The sequence below is a fragment of the Streptomyces sp. P5F9 genome (assembly GCF_057961495.1).
In genome coordinates this window covers 1-18,011 of the sequence record NZ_JBXVPZ010000186.1, presented here as the reverse complement: position 1 = coordinate 18,011, position 18,011 = coordinate 1, and the positions used below count along the sequence as shown (strand labels likewise).

Here is an 18,011-nt window from a genome sequence, read left to right as displayed (position 1 = left end):
GTCTGGCAGCGCTGCACCGACGTCCCGCCCCCGCTCACCGGCGAACTCCTCGCCGAGGCCCGACGCGGCGTCCATCTCGCCCATCTGGGCTGGATGGACACGGAGTTGGAGGCCTGGGAGGCACCGGAGGCGAAGGAGAAACTCCGCCTGATCACCGAGGTCTACGAACCCGGCCACCCGCAGACCTGCCGTACACCCGGCATGCTCTGGTTCTACGCCGTGCTGATGACCGGCAACGTGGAGCGGCTGCCGGGCATCCTCGAAGCCGCCGTCCGCACCTGCCGTGCCACCCCCGGCATGGAGTGGGAGCTGGCCACCACCCTCCAGATGCGCGCCAACATGCTCGCCAACCGCAGCGACTGGGCGGGCGACGCGGTCCGCGACGCCGACGAGTCGCTGGAGATCTTCCGCCGCCTCGGAGACGTCTGGGGCACCGCCGAGGCGCTCTCCGCACGGGCCGAAGCCCGGGAACGCGTCGGCGAGTTCGGGCTCGCCGCCGCCGACTACGAGGCCGCGATCGAACACGCCGAACGGCTCGGCGCCCACGGTCAGACGGCCGTGCTCGCCGCCCGGCTCGGCAGCGTGCTCGTCGAGGGCGGCGAGGCCGAGCGGGGCGAGCGCATCCTGCGCGAGGTGGTCGAGAACCAGCCGTCCCGCGGGGGCAACGAGGCGATGCCCGCCGCCCGGATGTTCCTCGCGGGATACCTCGCCCTGACCGGCCGGCCCGCGGAGGCGCGCGAGCAACTGCGCCTGTTGCGCGAGCAGTTCTCCATCTCCCACTTCGTCGTGTTCGACGCGTACATCCTCGGCCTGGAGGCCTGGGTGGCGACGGTCGACGGCGACCATCACGAGGCCTTGGACAAGATCCGGCGGGCGCTGCGGCGCGCGGGCGACCCGCTGTCCGAGGCCATCGCCCCGCACATGACCCCGCTGTACCTGGGGGTGGCCGCGATCGCCCTCGCCGAGATCGACGGCGGCAGCCGGGCCCGTGACGGTGTCCGCTGCCTCGTCACGGCGCGGGCGCTGCTGCCGTCCGGGCATGTCGCGACGTCGATGGAACGCGAGGTCTACCAGCGGGCCGAGCGGTGCGCGCGTGCCGCGCTCGGCGACGGGGCCTACGAGACCTGCGCGGCCGAGTACGCCGAAGGCGGCGGCCTCTCCGTGGAGGAGGCCGCCGCCCTGGTGTGACGCCGACGCGTACCGGTGGGACGCGACTGTGGTGCGTACCGGTCCGGCGCGGTCAGGTCTTGGTGCGGAACTTGTAGATCGAGATCGGGGCCATCACCGCGGTGAGCCCCACCGACCAGGCCAGCGTCAGCAGCGTGCCGTGGGCGACCGGGCCGCCCACCATCAGCCCGCGGGCCGCGTCGGCCAGGGCGGACAGCGGGTTGTAGTCGGTGAAGTTCTGCAGCCAGCCCGGCATCGACCCGGTCGGCGCGAAGATCGACGAGCCGAACTGAAGCGGCATCAGCACCAGGAAGCCCATGGCCTGCACGGACTGCGCGCTCTTCATGGTCACGCCGAGGGTGAGGAACACCCACATCAGGGCCGAGCCGAACACCGCGGACAGTCCGATCGCGGCGAACATGCCGAGCCAGTGGTGGATGTGGAAGCCTACGAGGACACCGACGACCATCAGCACGGCGGACGCGACCAGCATCCGCATCATCTCCACCGAGATCTTGGCGATCAGCACCGAGGCGCGCCCGATGGGCAGCGACCTGAACCGGTCCATGACCCCGGTGTGGAAGTCGGTGTTGAAGCCGGTGCCGACCCCCTGGGCCATGTTCATGCCCATCATGGCGAGCAGACCGGGCACGACGTACTGCACGTACGCCTCCTGCCCGCCGCCGAGCGACTGCCCGATCGAGCCGCCGAAGACGTACACGAACAGCAGCGTGAAGATGACCGGGAACAGGATGGCGTCGAACATCGACTCCGGGTCCTGCCGGATCCACAGCAGATTGCGGCGGATCAGCGCGCCGGTGTGGCGCAGATGGTTGCGCAGCGGGATACGGGGGTCCGCCGCCGAGACGTCGGCGGGGTTCACGGTGACGGCGCTCATACGGCGACCTCCTCGCGGTCGTGGGTGGGCACGGAGTCCTGCGGGGCGCCGGCGCGGTGTCCGGTGAGGGACAGGAACACCTCGTCCAGGCTGGGGAGTTCGGTGGTGATGGAGGCGATGGTGATGCCCCGGGCGCTCACCGCGCCCACCACGGCGGTCAGTTGCTCGTCGCTGAGGATCGGCACCAGGACGGTTCCGCTCTCCACATCAACGGTGACGGTGGCGAGTCCGGTGATCCCCAGCTCGTCCAACGCCCGTGCCAACGGCCGAAGTTGCAACGGATCGGCGGGCCGAATACGCAACGCCCGCCCTCCGACCCTGGCCTTCAACTCGTCAATGGCGCCACTCGCCACGACCTTCCCGTGGTCGACGACGGTCAGCTCGGAGGCGAGCGCCTCGGCCTCCTCCATGTACTGGGTGGTGAGCAGCACGGTCACGCCGCCGCCGACCATGGACTTCACCTCGGTCCACACCTCGTTGCGGGTGCGCGGGTCGAGCCCCGTGGTCGGCTCGTCGAGGAACAGCACCTGCGGATGCCCGATCATCGAGGCGGCCAGGTCGAGCCGCCGCCGCATACCGCCGGAGTACGTACTCGCCGGCCGCTTGGCCGCGTCCGTCAGCGAGAACCGCTCCAGCAGTTCGTCGGCGCGGGCCCGGGAGTCCTTGCGGGACAGGTCGAGCAGCCGCCCGATCATGTACAGGTTCTCCCAGCCCGGGAGCTTCTCGTCCACGGAGGCGTACTGGCCGGTGAGGCCTATCACCCGGCGCAGCTGGCGGGGCTGGCGCAGGACGTCGTAGCCGGCGACGGTGGCGTCGCCGGAGGTCGGGGCGAGCAGCGTGGACAGGATCCGTACGAGGGTGGTCTTACCGGCACCGTTCGGCCCGAGCACACCCATCACGGTGCCCTCCCGGACGTCCAGGTCGACGCCGTCCAGCGCCTTGGTCTCGCCGTAGTGCTTGACCAGCCCCCGCACGGACACGGCCGCGCCGCCGGAATTCTTGTCGATTCGCGTCATGCAGATGACAGTGCCAGGGCCGACCGACAGAACGCCTACATCCCACCGACAGCCACCTACACGTGACCGACGCCTTCTGTACCTGCACTTCTCGGCAGACCGAGACGGGTGGTGGGTGGGCACAGGCCCGGGGGTCTGGGGGCGGAGCCCCCAGGTACGGCCCCCCGGTGCCGGGTGACCAGAGCATCGTTCCGGGCCCGGCGTTCCCCGCTTGGCGGAGCCGTTACGCTGGAGGCGTGGCAGTCGTCGATGTATCCGAAGAGCTCAAGTCCCTCTCCTCGACCATGGAGTCGATCGAGGCCGTCCTGGACCTGGACACGCTGAGGGCAGATGTCGTCGTCCTTGAGGAGCAGGCGGCAGCGCCCTCCCTGTGGGACGACCCGGAGGCGGCGCAGAAGGTCACCAGCAAGCTGAGCCACCTCCAGGCCGAGATCCGCAAGACCGAGGCCCTGCGCAGCCGGATCGACGACCTCTCGGTCCTCTTCGAGATGGCCGAGGAGGAGGACGACCCGGACACCCGCGCCGAGGCGGAGAACGAGCTGGCCGCCGTCAAGAAGGCGCTGGACGAGATGGAGGTCCGCACCCTCCTCTCCGGCGAGTACGACTCCCGCGAGGCCGTCGTCACCATCCGCGCCGAGGCCGGCGGCGTCGACGCCTCGGACTTCGCCGAGAAGCTCCAGCGCATGTACCTGCGCTGGGCCGAGCGCCACAACTACAAGACGGAGCTCTACGAGACGTCGTACGCCGAAGAGGCCGGCATCAAGTCGACCACCTTCGCCGTGCACGTGCCGTACGCCTACGGCACGCTCTCCGTCGAGCAGGGCACCCACCGCCTCGTCCGGATCTCGCCCTTCGACAACCAGGGGCGCCGCCAGACGTCCTTCGCCGGTGTCGAGATCCTCCCGGTCGTCGAGCAGACCGACCACATCGAGATCGACGAGTCCGAACTGCGCGTCGACGTGTACCGGTCCTCCGGCCCCGGCGGCCAGGGCGTCAACACCACCGACTCCGCGGTGCGCCTGACCCACCTCCCCACCGGCATCGTCGTCTCCTGCCAGAACGAGCGCTCGCAGATCCAGAACAAGGCCAGCGCGATGAACGTGCTCCAGGCCAAGCTGCTGGAGCGCCGCCGCCAGGAGGAGCAGGCCCGGATGGACGCTCTGAAGGGCGACGGCGGCAACTCCTGGGGCAACCAGATGCGTTCGTACGTCCTGCACCCGTACCAGATGGTCAAGGACCTGCGCACCGAGTACGAGGTCGGCAACCCCGAGGCCGTGTTCAACGGTGAGATCGACGGCTTCCTGGAGGCCGGAATTCGCTGGCGCAAGCAGCAGGAGAAGTAACTCCGCACGTTCCTTTGTCGACAAGGCAACTGCCGTCCACCGGGCGGCAGTTGCCTTTCGCGTATTCGGATGTCTGGGTTTTACATCACACTCACAGGTTCCATCCCCCAGCAAAGAACCCGTAGTTGGACATTGCGCTCGCAACGGCCTTGACGTTGCTGTGAAAAATGGGAAGGGTGAAGCGTGGCATGCGTGTCTCTGGGGCGCATGTGAACCGGGGGAGTCGAGCTTTCGCCAGCCGCTGCCCCCGTCGATCACGGCCCCGGACACCGACGCACCACACTGACGACGAGCTACTGGGGGTAGCAACCTAATGACCAAGAAGACGCGGATCCGTGTCGCACGTATAGCGGCCACCGCTGTCATCGCCGGCGGCGCCTCGCTGACCGCCGCCGGTGCCGCTTCGGCGGTCGGTATCGGCGTGAGCCTCGGCGGCAACGACGGCCTCAACGTGTCGGTCACCACCGACGACGACCCGACGATTCCCGCGACGCCGACCGAGACCGGTCTCCCGACGGCCCCGAACTCCCCGACGGAGGAGCCGCCGACCTCGGAGCCGCCCACGCAGGAGCCGCCCACCTCGACGCCTCCCACCGACGAGCCGACCGAGCCCACGGGCAACCCCACCGAGCCGACGGACGAGCCGACGGCCGAGCCCACGGACACCGCCACCAGCGGTTCCGGCTCCACCGGCGGCAACAACACCGACCCCGACGGCGGCTCCTCCGCCCAGGAGGCGGGCACCTCCGCGCTCACCGACACCGGTTCCGACACGGCGGCCCAGGGCAACGGTGACCAGCTCGCCGAGACCGGTGCCGGCCAGACCGCGTTCCTGCTGATCGGCGCCGCGACGATGATCGCCGGCGGCATCGCCTTCCGCGTGCTCCCGCGCCTCGCGAGCGGCAACCGCGGCGGCACGATCGCCTGACGGTAGCCGTCCCCGTACGGTCCGTACGCACGTCGTACGACGAAGGGCCCGGAGCGTATCGCTCCGGGCCCTTCTGTATGTCCTTGTGACAGGCCGCCTACGCGGTGACAGGCCGCTTCTATGCGGTCTGGTGCGCCACCAGCGCCAGCGCCGCGATCAGCACCGCGAGCAGGGCGATCAACGCCATGGGGTTCAGATTGCCCCAGGGGTTCTCCTGCTGCAGCCGCGCGCGGTTCGCACGGCAGACGGGACAGCGGCCCTCGTTCACGGGCGCCGCGCAGTTCGCGCACACCAACCGGTCGTACGTCATGCGCTCGCCCTCCTTGCACCGGCTTTCACAGACACAACGCCGCGGGACACGAGAACGTTCCCGAACGTTCCCCTCCACTGTGCCAGGTTCCGCGGGATTCGGCGCGGCTCGCCTTATCCTGCCCCGACCTTGTGCGTTCCAGCCCTTCAAATCCGCGACAAAACGTGCAACCCTCGCGCAACCCCGGACGCCGACTGCGCGGGCACACCCGGGTCGCGTATGGTCACGCACACCTACCCCCGGCTACCCGTGGTGCACCCGTGATCCGATTCGACAATGTCTCCAAGGTCTACCCCAAGCAGACCCGCCCCGCTCTCAGGGACGTCTCCCTGGAAGTGGAGAAGGGCGAGTTCGTGTTCCTCGTGGGGTCCTCCGGCTCCGGAAAGTCCACCTTCCTGAGGCTGGTCCTCCGCGAGGAGCGGTGCAGTCAGGGCCAGGTGCACGTGCTGGGCAAGGACCTCGCCCGCATCTCCAACTGGAAGGTGCCGCAGATGCGCCGCCAGCTGGGGACCGTCTTCCAGGACTTCCGCCTGCTGCCCAACAAGACGGTCGCCGAGAACGTGGCCTTCGCGCAGGAGGTCATCGGCAAGTCCAAGGGCGAGATCCGCAAGTCCGTGCCCCAGGTGCTCGACCTCGTCGGGCTCGGCGGCAAGGAGGACCGGATGCCGGGCGAGCTGTCCGGCGGTGAGCAGCAGCGCGTGGCCATCGCGAGAGCCTTCGTGAACCGCCCCAAGCTCCTCATCGCGGACGAGCCGACCGGCAACCTCGACCCGCAGACCTCCGTCGGCATCATGAAGCTCCTCGACCGGATCAACCGGACGGGCACCACCGTGGTGATGGCGACGCACGACCAGAACATCGTGGACCAGATGCGCAAGCGCGTCATCGAGCTGGAGAAGGGCCGCCTCGTCCGTGACCAGGCACGTGGCGTCTACGGCTACCAGCACTGACCGCCGACCGACCGCCGTCTGATGTCCGTCCACGGAAAGGCCTGAAAAAGCCGCCATGCGCGCCCAGTTCGTACTCTCCGAGATCGGTGTCGGTCTCCGCCGCAACCTGACGATGACCTTCGCGGTCGTCGTCTCCGTAGCCCTGTCGCTGGCCCTCTTCGGAGGCTCGCTCCTGATGAGCGACCAGGTGACCACGATGAAGGGCTACTGGTACGACAAGGTCAACGTCTCGATCTTCCTCTGCAACAAGAGCGACGCCGAGTCCGACCCCAACTGCGCCAAGGGCGCGGTGACCGACGACCAGAAGAAGTCGATCGTCTCCGACCTCGACAAGATGTCGGTCGTCCAGAAGGTCGTCTTCGAGTCCCAGGACGAGGCGTACAAGCACTACAAGGAGCAGTTCGGCGACTCCCCGCTGGCCAGTTCCCTCACGCCGGACCAGATGCAGGAGTCGTACCGCATCAAGCTCAAGGACCCGGAGAAGTACCAGGTCATCGCGACCGCCTTCGACGGCCGTGACGGCGTCCAGTCGGTGCAGGACCAGAAGGGCATCCTGGACAACCTCTTCGGCCTGCTGAACGGCATGAACTGGGCCGCCCGCGCGGTCATGGCGTTGATGCTGGTCGTCGCCCTGATGCTGATCGTCAACACGGTGCGTGTCTCGGCGTTCAGCCGCCGCCGAGAGACCGGCATCATGCGGCTGGTCGGCGCCTCCGGGTTCTACATCCAGGCCCCGTTCATCATGGAGGCCGCCGTCGCCGGGCTGATCGGCGGCACGGTCGCCTGCGGATTCCTGGTGGTCGCCCGGTACTTCATCATCGACCACGGCCTGGACCTGTCCCACAAGCTCAACCTGATCAACTTCATCGGCTGGGACGCCGTGTTGACGAAGCTCCCGCTGATCCTCGCGACGAGCCTCCTGATGCCCGCGCTTGCGGCGTTCTTCGCGCTGCGCAAGTACCTGAAGGTGTGACACATGCCAAGAGGGCCGTACGGGCAACCGCCCGTGCGGCCCTTCTCGTTGTCCTAGACTCACCGCCATGTCAGGTCGTGACCTGTTCTGTCAGCCCCGCCGCATCCGCCGCGGGGCCGCCCTGACATTGGTGTTCGCGAGTGTGCTGGTCGCCGGTGCGGCGGCCGGGTCGTTCGACGAACCCGACCGGCCCGACCGGAAATCGGCTTCCGGTACGGCCCGTTCGGCGCCCGTCGCCCGTACCGAAGAGGTCGCGAAGGCCGCCGCCGAGGCCAAGGCCGACGGCAAGTCGCCCATGGAGGCCGCCGAGCGCGCCGTCAGCCGCAGCGGGGACCGGTGGGGTGCCGTGTACTCCCAAGGGGAGTACGAGGAGTTCGAGGAAGCCCTCGACGGCCAGTACACCGGCGTCGGGCTCTGGGCCCGCCGTGAGCGGGACGGCCGGATCGAGGTGACCCGTGTCCAGTCCGGTTCGCCCGCCGCCACCGCCGGGGTCCGCAAGGGCGACCGCCTGCGCAGCGTCGACGGGGAGAACGTCGACGGACAGCCCGTCACCGAGGTCGTGTCCTTACTACGGGGCGACGCCCAGGACGCCGCCGCCGGCACCGCCGTCACCCTCGGCCTGGAACGCGGCACGCACGCGTGGAGCGAGACCGTACGGCGCGCCCGCCTCTCCACCGACTCCGTGACCGTCCGCAAGCTCGCCGGTGAGGTCACCGTCATCAAGATCGCCGCGTTCACCAAGGGCGTCGGCGACCTCGTCCGCACCGCCGTACGACAGGCCCCGGCCGACTCCGCGTTCATCCTCGACCTGCGCGGCAACTCCGGCGGACTGGTCACCGAGGCCGTCACCACCGCCTCCGCCTTCCTCGACGGCGGCCTCGTCGCGACGTACGACGTCGACGGCCAGGAGCGCGCCCTGCACGCGGCCACCGGCGGCGACACCACCAGACCCCTGGTCGCGCTGGTCGACGGCGGCACGATGAGCGCGGCCGAGATGCTCACCGGCGCCCTCCAGGACCGCGGCCGCGCGGTCGTCGTGGGCTCCAGGACCTTCGGCAAGGGCTCGGTCCAGATGCCGAGCAAGCTGCCCGACGGCGTCGTCGCCGAACTGACCGTCGGCCACTACCGCACCCCCTCCGGCCACACCGTCGACGGCCGGGGCATCACCCCCGACCTCGACGTCACCGCACAGGGACAGGCCGCCGTGGAGCGTGCCGAGACGGTGTTGAGCGGACTCGGGGACGCGTCGTAGGCGTTTCTGACGCCCGTCCGTAATCGCCTTTCCCTCGGACCCCCCTGTAGTGCGAAAATGGGCAGCACTATGAGCAAGGGAATGTACGTACCCAAGGAGTCCCAGCCCAAGCAGGGCGGCGGGGCCGCCGGCGGCAAGGCCAGGGACGGCGAGAAGGGCGGCAAGCGCAAGATCGTCGCCCAGAACAAGAAGGCCCGGCACGACTACGCGATCATCGACACCTACGAGGCCGGGCTCGTCCTCTCCGGCACCGAGGTCAAGTCGCTGCGTGAGGGCCGGACCTCGCTGACCGACGGCTTCGTCCAGATCGACGGGGGCGAGGCGTGGCTGCACAACGCCCACATCCCCGAGTACCACCAGGGCACCTGGACCAACCATTCCGTGCGCCGCAAGCGCAAGCTGCTGCTGCACCGCGAGGAGATCGACAAGCTGGAGGCCAAGACCCAGGAGACGGGTCACACGATCGTGCCCCTCGCCCTGTACTTCAGCAACGGCCGGGCCAAGGCGGAGATCGCCCTCGCCCGAGGCAAGAAGGAGTACGACAAGCGGCAGACCCTGCGCGAGAAGCAGGACCGCCGGGAGTCGGACCGCGCGATCGCGGCGGCGAAGCGGAAGCAGCGCGGCGAGTAGCCTGCTGTTCTCGCGGCTGGTCGCCGGGAATACGGTGGCATGGCCGCGCGTTGTTCCCGTACGATGGCTACTGCACCCCACAGCGGGTGTGTATCCCTCTTCGGAGGGGCTTGAAAAAACAACATGGGGATGATCGGTTTCGACAGCGGCTGTCGAAGCAGGTGAAGCGTGTCGAGGAAGCGGCAATGATCTCGTTAACCATATGTCGCAACCAATAATCGCCAATTCCAAGAGCGATTCCCAGTCCTTCGCCCTCGCTGCCTAATAACAGCGACTGAAGGACCCTAAAAGGGTGTCAGCCCGGGGGTGTTCCCGACCCGGACCCTGGCATAATCTAGGGAACTAAACCATCGAGCCCGGTCACGGGGTTCGATGGGAAATCAAACAGTGACTGGGCCCGTCGGCGACTTGTTCGCGTGATCGCCGGGGCCGAGAAAATCACAGCGAACTGCACACGGAGAAGCCCTGATTCTGCACCGTTGGACGCGGGTTCGATTCCCGCCATCTCCACTCATCCCATGTTTGTAATTGAGCACAGTGGCAAAGGCCCCGTCGCTTTCGAGCGGCGGGGCCTTTGTCATTGCGCTTTCAGTGAATGCTGAACGTCGACAGCCGTAGGCCGTCGCTCAGGACCAGATACACGTCCGTACGGCCCTTCGCCGCGCCACCTGACAGGTCGGCGGTCACCGTCTCATAGGCGTACGACGATGCCGTTCCGCCTGCGTGTGCGGTACCGATGAGCCTGCCGGTCGGGGAGCCCAGCCGGACCTCGACCGTGCCGGCGCTCGCACTCGCCACCCGGGCCGTGAACTTCGTTGCCCCCGCGCCCCATTGCGCGTCCGCGAACTTCAGCCACGCCCCGTCCGCGGCCGCACCCACCGCCGTACCGCTCGCCTTCGACTCGTCCACGAGGTGAATGCCGGAGTAGTCGTCGAAGTTCTCGGCGCGGGTCGTTCGGGACAGGTTCCGGGGCGGGATGGTCTCCCCGTGGACGCGCCAGGTCGTACGGGCGCGGATGTCGGTGGAGGATGCTCCCGCCATGACGTCGTACGTGCCGCTTTCCACCGTCCATTTCGAGCGGGTGACGTCCCAGTGGGCGAGGTCTTTCTGCTGGATTTTCAGGCGGACTGTTTTGGTCTCGCCAGGTTTCAGGGAGACCCGCTGGAATGCCTTCAATTGCTTCAGGGGTTCTTTGTCGCGGGATGTGCGCTGGTGTGTGTAGAGCTGTACGACCTCGTCGCCCGCCCGTGTGCCCGTGTTCGTCACCGGGACCTCGTAGCCGCCGGCGACGGGTTTCAGGGCGCCGTAGCGGAAGGTCGTGTACGAGAGGCCGTAGCCGAAGGGGTAGAGCGGGGTGCCCTGGAAGTACTCGTACGTACGGTCGGACTTGATGATGTCGTAGTCGAGGATCGACGGGAGATCCGACTCCGAGCGGTACCAGGTCTGGGTGAGGCGGCCGGACGGGTTGACGTCGCCGTAGAGGACGTCAGCGAGGGCGTTGCCCGTCTCCTGGCCCGCGTGGGAGGTCCAGAGGACGGCCGGGACCTCCTTCTGCAACGCTCCGAGTGTGGTCGGGTAGCTGTTCTCGACCACGACCACCGTCTTCGGGTTGGCCTGGTGGACCGCCTTGACCAGGGCCTCCTGGGAGGGCGCCAGGGCCATGTCCGTGCGGTCGTGGGCCTCGCGGCCGTTGATCGACGGCATGGAGCCGATGACCACGACCGCCGTGTCCTTGCCCTTGACCGCCGCCACCGCGTCGGCGACTCCGCTGCGGACCACGTCCTTCGTGTAGTGCGCGGCCTGGTCCTTGGGGACTAGGCCCAGGGTGCCGTTCGCGTCGGTCGGGCCGAGGTAGAGGGGGTTCGACCACCAGGACTCCGACGTCTCGTAGCCCGCGTACTTCAGCAAGTACGTGCCGTCGTCCTGCTGTTCCAGTTTGAACTGCTGCTGGACGTACCAACCGTTGGGCTGCGTCTGGTCGTTGACGAAATTCGACCAGTTGTAGCCGACGTACTTGCCGTTGGCGGCCGAGCGCAGGGTCACGATGCCCGAGCCCCAGTCGAAGGCGTCGAACTGGGCTGCTGTCGTGGGGGTGTTCGTGGTCTCCTGCAAGGGTGCGCCCGTGTCGCCGGTGCCTGCCGTGACGTACTTGCCGGTTGCCGTGTCGCGCAGGGCGATGCGGTCCACGCCCTCGCTGGTGGCCACTCCCGTGCCGAGTTTCGAGGCGATGCCCTTCGCGGGGGTGACGGTGTAGGGGAGGGTGCCCGAGTACCAGTCGGTGTAGAGCGTGTCGGCGAGAGGGCCTACCACGGCGACGTCCTTGCCCGAACTCCTCAGTGGCAGTGCCCCGTTGTTCTTCAGCAGCACTGTCCCCTCTGCCGCTGCCTTGCGTGCCAACTGCTGGTGCGCCGGGCTGTTGATGACCGACGCGTCGATCGCGCCGTACTTGCCGCCGCCCGGGTCGAACTCACCGAGTCGGACGCGGACGGAGAGGATGTGGGAGACGGTCGTGTCGATGTCCGAGGTCTTCAACAGGCCTTGTTGGAGAGCTGAGTTGACGGCCGTCGTCGTCGGGCCGGGATCGGCGTTGTTGTCAGTGAAGCTGTCTATGCCGGCCTTCAACGCTGCCGCGTCGCCCTCCGTGATGCTGGGGTAGTACTGCTGTGGGGTGACGAGATTGCCGGGGGCGAAGGCGTCGGTGACGTTCAGCAGGCTCTGGTCGGTCCACTTCCGCACGACGTCGTTCAGGTCCGGATTCACCGTGCTGGGGCGGCCGTTGACCAGGTTGTACGACGTCATCACGCCCGTGGCCGCGTCCGCCTCGATCGCCGGTTTGAAGGCGGCCTCGTCGTACTCCTTCTCCACCCGGGGGCGGAGATCCGAGGACGTGGTGGCGCGGTCTACCTCGTTGTTGTACGCGAGGTAGTGCTTCAGGGTGGGGGCCGTCTTGAGGTGGTCCGGGTCGCCGCCGGTCAGGCCCTCGCCGTAGGCCGTCGAGAGGGCGCCGGTGAGTTCGGGGTCCTCGCTGTAGCCCTCCTCGTTGCGGCCCCAGCGCGGGTCGCGGAGGAGGTTCACCACCGGCGCCCAGAGGTTCAACCCCCAGCCGTCCGGGCGCTGTTGCTGGAAGCCGCGGGCCTCGTCGCCGACCGCCGAGCCGACCTGCTCCATCAGCGCCGGGTCCCAGGTCGAGGCGAGCCCGATGGCCTGCGGGAAGACGGTGGCCTTGCCGAGCCAGGCGACGCCGTGCAGGGCCTCGGTGCCGGTGCGGAAGGACTGGATGCCGAGGCGTGGGATCGCGGGCTCGTACTGGTGGAGCAGGGAGATCTTCTCGTCGAGGGTCAGGCGCCCCAGGAGGTCGTCAACGCGCTTGCTCACCGGGAGAGTCGGGTCGCGGAAGGGGTACGGCGTGTCGGCGGTCGCCGGGACCGTCGCTCCCAGGCCGGTAATCAGGGCGAACGCCACGACGAGGGTGGTTCTGTGTCTTCTTCTCGCGCCTTGTCTTCTTCTCTTGCCTTTCATCATGTCGCGGCTCCTTCAAGTAGGGCCTTGCATGCGGGCGTTACGGATCTCGGCGGCGCCTCAGGGCGCGTTGCGCGGTGCCGTGCTCGCGCGTTCCGTCAGCCGGGGGGACAGGAGCGTCGCGTCGGGCACGGTCTTGCCGCCCAGCTTCCTCATCAGCAACTCGACCGCCCCGGAGCCGAGTTCAGCGGTCGGCAGGGCGACCGACGTGACCGGGACCCGTACGGACTCGGCGAGTTCGTCGGGGCAGATCGCGGTGATCGACAGATCGCCGGGGACGCGCAGCCCGAGCTGCTCGAAGGCGTCGATGAGAGGTTCGAGGAGAGGCTCGTTGTGGACGACTACTCCAGTCAACGCGGGCTGCTCACGCAGCAGTTGTTCCGCTACGGCGGCTGCGGCGCCCGGTGCCGCCTCGCACGGGTGGACGGACGAGGCGAGCCTGTTGCGGTCGGCGGCGGCCGTGAAGCCCCGAACCACCCGCTGGGCGAAGGCGGTTCCGCGGACGTACACCTCCGGCGGTGACCCGACGAGGGCGACGACCCGGTGCCCGAGCCCCGCGAGCCGTTCCACGCACAGCTCGCCGGCCGCCTTGAAGTCGAGGTCGATACAGGTCAGCCCGTCCGCCTCGGCGGGGAAGCCGATCATCACCGACGGCCGGTCCAGGGAACGGAGCAACGGCAGCCGGGGGTCGTCGAGTTGGACGTCCATCACGATCATCGCGTCGACGAGTGCCGTGTCCGCGACCCGCCGCAGTCCCTCCTCGCCCTCCTCCTGGGTGAGCAGCAGGACGTCGTGGTCGTGGCGGCGGGCGGTGGTCACCACGGACACCGCGAACTGCATGACGACCGGGACGTGGATGCCGGTCCGTAAGGGGATCACCAGCGCGAGGACGTTGGACCGGCTGCTGGCCAGGGCGCGGGCGCCGGCGTGCGGGCGGTAGCCCAGCTCGCGGATGGACGCCTCGACGCGCTGCCGGGTCTCCTCGGAGATCGGGCGCTTGCCGCTCAGCGCGTAGGACACGGTGCTGGGGGAGACGCCGGCGTGCCGGGCCACGTCCGTGATCTTCACCATCAGCCCAGCTCCAGGGTCAGGAACCCGCTGCCCGACTTCGACCGCGACCCGGCGGCCAGCGCCCAGGAGATGGACGGATCGTTGCAGGACGCCCGGAGCGTGTCCCCCTCCCGTACGACGGTGAAGGTCACCTCGCCGACCGGCACCGTCACCTGTGCGCCCCGCTCCAAGGCGTACGCCCGCAGAGTTACACCGTCGGCGTGGTCGTAGTCGGGCCGGTCGGTCACCGCGCCGACCGGGATCACCGCGCCGGGCCGGACCAGCAGGGGCACGCTGTCGAAGCCGTGCTTCTCGCGTACCCAGCGCGGTCCGGTGACCGTGCGGCCGGTGAGGTAGTGGGTCCAGGTGCCCTCGGGGACGTAGTACGAGACGTCGCCGTCGTCGCTGAACACCGGCGCGACCAGGAGGTCCGGGCCGAGCATGTACTGCCGTTCCAGATGCGCGCACCCGGGGTCGTCCGGGAATTCGAGGACCATCGCCCGCATCATCGGCACACCCTCGGCGGAGGCGGTGCGCGCCGTCTCGTAGAGGTACGGCATGAGGCTCAGCTTCAGGCGGGTGAACTGCCGTAGTACGTCGACGGATTCCTCGTCGAAGAGCCACGGGACGCGGTACGACGAGCTGCCGTGCAGCCGGCTGTGGGAGGACAACAGGCCGAAGGCCAGCCAGCGTTTGAAGAGGGCGGGGGTCGGGGTGCCCTCGAAGCCGCCGATGTCGTGGCTCCAGTAGCCGAAGCCGGAGAGGCCCAGGGAGAGGCCGCCGCGCAGCGACTCGGCCATCGACTCGTACGTCGCCTCGCAGTCGCCGCCCCAGTGAACCGGGTACTTCTGGCTGCCGGTTGTCGCCGAGCGGGCGAAGACGACCGCCTCGCCCTCGCCCCGGTGTTTGCGCAGGACGTCGAAGACGGTGCGGTTGTAGAGGTAGGTGTAGTAGTTGTGCATCCGTTCGGGGTCCGCGCCGTCGGCGTAGGCGACGTCGACGGGGACGCGCTCGCCGAAGTCGGTCTTGAAGCAGTCGACGCCCTGCGCGAGGAGCGCCTCCAGCTTTCCGGCGTACCAGTCGCGGGCGGCCGGGCTCGTGAAGTCGACCAGGGCCATGCCGGGTTGCCACAGGTCCCACTGCCAGACGCTGCCGTCCGGCCGGCGGAGGAGATGACCGAGTGCCTTGCCCTCGGCGAAGAGTGGGGAGCGCTGGGCGATGTACGGGTTGATCCAGACGGAGATGCGCAGGCCTTTGGACTTGAGCCGGGTGAGCATGCCCTCCGGGTCGGGGAAGACCCTCGGGTCCCACTGGAAGTCGCACCAGTTGAACTCGCGCATCCAGAAACAGTCGAAGTGGAAGACGGAGAGCGGGAGTTCGCGCTCCCGCATGCCCTCGATGAACGACGTCACCGTCTCCTCGTCGTACGAGGTCGTGAAGGACGTCGACAGCCACAGCCCGAACGACCAGGCGGGCGGGAGCGCCGGGCGGCCGGTGAGGGCGGAGTACTTGCGGAGGATGTCCTTGGGGGTCGGGCCGTAGATGACGTAGTACGTCAACTGCTGGCTCTCCACGCTGAACTGGACCCGGGAGACCGCCTCCGAACCGACCTCGAAGGAGACCTTTCCGGGGTGGTCGACGAAGACGCCGTAGCCCGCGTCGGTCAGATAGAACGGGATGTTCTTGTAGGCCTGCTCGGTGGCCGTGCCGCCGTCGGCGTTCCACATGTCGACGACCTGGCCGTTCTTGACGAGCGGCCCGAAGCGCTCGCCAAGTCCGTAGACGGACGTGCCTACTTGGAGCCCGAGCTGCTCGCGCAGGTAGTGGGCGCCGGTCGCGTCGCGCATGATGCCCATGCCCTTGGGGCCGCTGCTGGTGAGGGTGCGGCCGTGGGCGAGGAAGTCGACGTGCCAGGGGCCGGTGCGGGCGACCTTGACCGAGAGCGCGCCGGAGGTGAGGGTCGCGTGCTCGTCGTCGTAGGACGTGTGGATCGCGAACTCTTCGGTGTGCACGTCGAATTGGGGGCCGCGTGGCTGTTCGCCCTCGAAGTGGGTGAAGGTGACGCCGATGACGTCGGGCATCGGGGCGTGGGCGCTGATCGTCACGACCGGTCCCTTCAGCAGGTCGCCGCGGTGGCGGATCGGCATGGTCGGGGCGTGGATCTCCAACGAGCCTTCCGGGGCCGTGACATCGAGGACCTCGACTGGGTGGGCGGCGGTGACTCCCTCGCGCAGCAGCCAGTAGCCGTCGGTGAACTTCATGTGGGGGTCCCCTTACTACTTGACGGCGCCCACGGCGATGCCGCGCGTGAGGGTCCGCTGGAAGACGAGGAAGAAGACGATGGCGGGCAACACACCCAGCAGGGCGGCCGCGTTGGTCATCGTGGCGTCCATCAGGCGCTGGCCCTGGAGGACGCCGAGGGCCACCGACACGGTCTGGTTGTCGTTGGAGATCAGCATGACCAGGGGGAGCAGGAACTCGTTCCAGGTCCAGATGAAGAAGAAGACCAGGAGGACTCCGATGGTGGGGCGGCTGACGGGGACCACGATCAGCCACAGCACCTGCCACTTGTTGGCGCCGTCGATCCGGGCCGCTTCGAGGATCTCGCGGGGGAACTGGCCGAGCACGGAGGAGAGGAGATACGTGCCGAACGCCGCCTGGATCACCGTGAAGACGATGATGACGCTCAACCTCGTGTCGTAGAGGCCGACTTGCTTGCTCAGGTAGTAGATCGGGTAGACCAGTGCCTCCTGCGGCAGCATGTTGGCGAGGACGAAGAAGGCCAGGACCCACGTGCGGCCCTTGATGCGGCCGATGCCGATCGCGTACGCGTTGAGGACGGAGAGGGCGGCGGCCAGGAGGGCCACCGAGCCGCTGATCAGGGCCGAGTTGAAGAGTTTCTGGCCGTAGTCGACGCGCTGCCAGAAGTCCTTGAGGCCGTCCAGGTAGAGGCCCTTGGGGAGGCTGAGCGGGCCGTGTTCGGAGTACTCGGCCGGTGACTTCACGGCGTTGACGGCGACGATCAGGAACGGGACGACCATGAAGAGGGCCGCGATGCACAGGGCGATCAGTACGGGGTAGCGGCGCAGGGCGGTCGTCATGCGCGGTCACCTTCCTCCGCGCGGGTCTGGAGTTTCAGGAAGGCGAGGGAGAGCACCAGGATGATCACCGTCAACACCGTTGATATCGCGGCTCCGTAGCCGACCTGGGTCTTCTCGAAGAACGTGGTGAAGGAGAAGTAGGAGGGGACGTCGGTCGCGCCGCCCGGGCCGCCCTTCGTGAGGACGTACACCGCGCCGAACACCTTGAGCGCGGCGATCGTGCACCAGGTGAGGACGACGTAGATCTCCGGGCGGATCTGCGGCAGCGTGATGTGCCAGAAGCGGCGCCACCACCCGGCGCCGTCCAGCTCGGCGGCCTCGTAGAGCTGGGGGTCGACGCGTTGCAGGCCGGCCATGAACACCACGAGTGGGAAGCCGAGTTGGACCCAGACCATGACGCCCATGACGCTGTAGAGCGCGATGTCGGGGTCGCCGAGCCAGTCCTGCTGCCAGGAGCCCAACCCGACTGCTTTCAGCAGGGCGTTGAGGGAGCCGTTGTCGGGGGCGAGGATCCAGCTCCAGACGATGCCGGCGACCGCGATCGGGAGCACCTGGGGGAGGTAGAAGCAGGCGCGGAGGACCGCGGCGATGCGGGTGCCGAAGTGCTTGGCTATGTAGTCGAACAGGGCGGCGGCCAGGACGAGTCCGACGATCGTCGGTACGGCCGCCATCGCCACGACCATGAACAGGCTGTGGCGGAAAGACGCCCAGAACTCCGAATCGTCCAGCAGGTCACGGTAGTTGGCGAGCCCGGTCCACTTGGGGTCGCCGACGCCCTGCCAACTCGTGAAGCTCACGGCCGTGTTCATCAGGAAGGGGACGACGATCACGGCGAGGGCGGCGAGGGCGCCGGGGAGGAGGAAGAGGGCGTAGG

15 protein-coding genes and 1 other RNA gene are annotated in these 18,011 nt (G+C 68.3%); 8 read left to right on the top strand and 8 right to left on the bottom strand.

The genetic code is table 11. From position 1 onward, the window contains the following. Positions 1 to 1,188, top strand: a 1,188-nt coding sequence (locus AC31A1_RS26870) for a tetratricopeptide repeat protein (protein ID WP_489655794.1), incomplete at its 5' end; no start/stop codon positions are given. Positions 1,189 to 1,240: 52 nt separating this feature from the next. Here the strand turns inward: AC31A1_RS26870 and AC31A1_RS26865 are convergent. After that, on the bottom strand, positions 1,241 to 2,065 hold the full coding sequence (locus tag AC31A1_RS26865; RefSeq protein ID WP_489655793.1) for an ABC transporter permease: 825 nt from the start codon (positions 2,063 to 2,065) through the stop codon (positions 1,241 to 1,243). After that, entirely contained in the window at positions 2,062 to 3,081 is a 1,020-nt protein-coding gene (locus AC31A1_RS26860) for an ATP-binding cassette domain-containing protein (RefSeq protein ID WP_489655792.1), read from the bottom strand. Before AC31A1_RS26860 ends, AC31A1_RS26865 begins: the two co-directional genes overlap by 4 nt. A 236-nt stretch (positions 3,082 to 3,317) precedes the next feature. On the opposite strand from AC31A1_RS26860, the gene prfB reads away from it, so the two are divergent. Both prfB and AC31A1_RS26850 read left to right on the top strand, forming a co-directional pair. Next, the gene (prfB, locus tag AC31A1_RS26855; RefSeq protein ID WP_489655791.1) at positions 3,318 to 4,424 is read left to right on the top strand and encodes a peptide chain release factor 2; all 1,107 of its coding nucleotides are present in this window, start codon (positions 3,318 to 3,320) and stop codon (positions 4,422 to 4,424) included. A gap of 313 nt (positions 4,425 to 4,737) precedes the next feature. Further along, the gene (locus tag AC31A1_RS26850; RefSeq protein WP_489655790.1) at positions 4,738 to 5,352 is read left to right on the top strand and encodes a hypothetical protein; all 615 of its coding nucleotides are present in this window, start codon (positions 4,738 to 4,740) and stop codon (positions 5,350 to 5,352) included. A gap of 118 nt (positions 5,353 to 5,470) precedes the next feature. Here AC31A1_RS26850 and AC31A1_RS26845 read toward each other — a convergent pair whose 3' ends face one another. Next, positions 5,471 to 5,662, bottom strand: a complete 192-nt coding sequence (locus AC31A1_RS26845) for a hypothetical protein (protein ID WP_019056429.1) — start codon at positions 5,660 to 5,662, stop codon at positions 5,471 to 5,473. A 260-nt stretch (positions 5,663 to 5,922) separates the two neighbouring features. Between AC31A1_RS26845 and ftsE the strand changes: the two genes are divergently transcribed. The 5 genes from ftsE to ssrA all read left to right on the top strand — a co-directional run bounded on the left by ftsE (position 5,923) and on the right by ssrA (position 9,980). Next, a complete protein-coding gene (gene ftsE, locus AC31A1_RS26840) occupies positions 5,923 to 6,612 on the top strand; it encodes a cell division ATP-binding protein FtsE (protein WP_033286714.1) in 690 nt (229 codons plus the stop codon). Between the two features lie 55 nt (positions 6,613 to 6,667). Then, entirely contained in the window at positions 6,668 to 7,585 is a 918-nt protein-coding gene (gene ftsX, locus AC31A1_RS26835) for a permease-like cell division protein FtsX (RefSeq protein ID WP_033286713.1), read from the top strand. A 67-nt stretch (positions 7,586 to 7,652) separates the two neighbouring features. Beyond that, on the top strand, positions 7,653 to 8,837 hold the full coding sequence (locus AC31A1_RS26830) for a S41 family peptidase (protein ID WP_489655789.1): 1,185 nt from the start codon (positions 7,653 to 7,655) through the stop codon (positions 8,835 to 8,837). A gap of 81 nt (positions 8,838 to 8,918) precedes the next feature. Further along, on the top strand, positions 8,919 to 9,467 hold the full coding sequence (gene smpB, locus AC31A1_RS26825) for an SsrA-binding protein SmpB (RefSeq protein ID WP_033286711.1): 549 nt from the start codon (positions 8,919 to 8,921) through the stop codon (positions 9,465 to 9,467). Positions 9,468 to 9,592: 125 nt separating this feature from the next. Next, positions 9,593 to 9,980: a transfer-messenger RNA gene (gene ssrA / locus AC31A1_RS26820) on the top strand. 75 nt (positions 9,981 to 10,055) lie between these two features. Here ssrA and AC31A1_RS26815 read toward each other — a convergent pair. The 5 genes from AC31A1_RS26815 to AC31A1_RS26795 form a co-directional block, all read right to left on the bottom strand. Then, the gene (locus AC31A1_RS26815; RefSeq protein WP_489655788.1) at positions 10,056 to 12,929 is read right to left on the bottom strand and encodes a glycoside hydrolase family 3 protein; all 2,874 of its coding nucleotides are present in this window, start codon (positions 12,927 to 12,929) and stop codon (positions 10,056 to 10,058) included. Between the two features lie 117 nt (positions 12,930 to 13,046). Then, on the bottom strand, positions 13,047 to 14,057 hold the full coding sequence (locus AC31A1_RS26810; protein WP_489655787.1) for a LacI family DNA-binding transcriptional regulator: 1,011 nt from the start codon (positions 14,055 to 14,057) through the stop codon (positions 13,047 to 13,049). Next, positions 14,057 to 16,297 (bottom strand): alpha-xylosidase, encoded by a 2,241-nt coding sequence (gene yicI / locus AC31A1_RS26805; RefSeq protein ID WP_489655786.1) that lies wholly within the window; start codon positions 16,295 to 16,297, stop codon positions 14,057 to 14,059. The genes AC31A1_RS26810 and yicI overlap by 1 nt, the downstream gene beginning before the upstream one ends. A gap of 15 nt (positions 16,298 to 16,312) precedes the next feature. Then, entirely contained in the window at positions 16,313 to 17,137 is an 825-nt protein-coding gene (locus AC31A1_RS26800; RefSeq protein ID WP_489655785.1) for a carbohydrate ABC transporter permease, read from the bottom strand. Continuing rightward, positions 17,134 to 18,011 (bottom strand): carbohydrate ABC transporter permease (locus AC31A1_RS26795; RefSeq protein WP_489655784.1); only part of this gene is annotated, 878 nt, incomplete at its 5' end. The genes AC31A1_RS26795 and AC31A1_RS26800, both read right to left, overlap by 4 nt.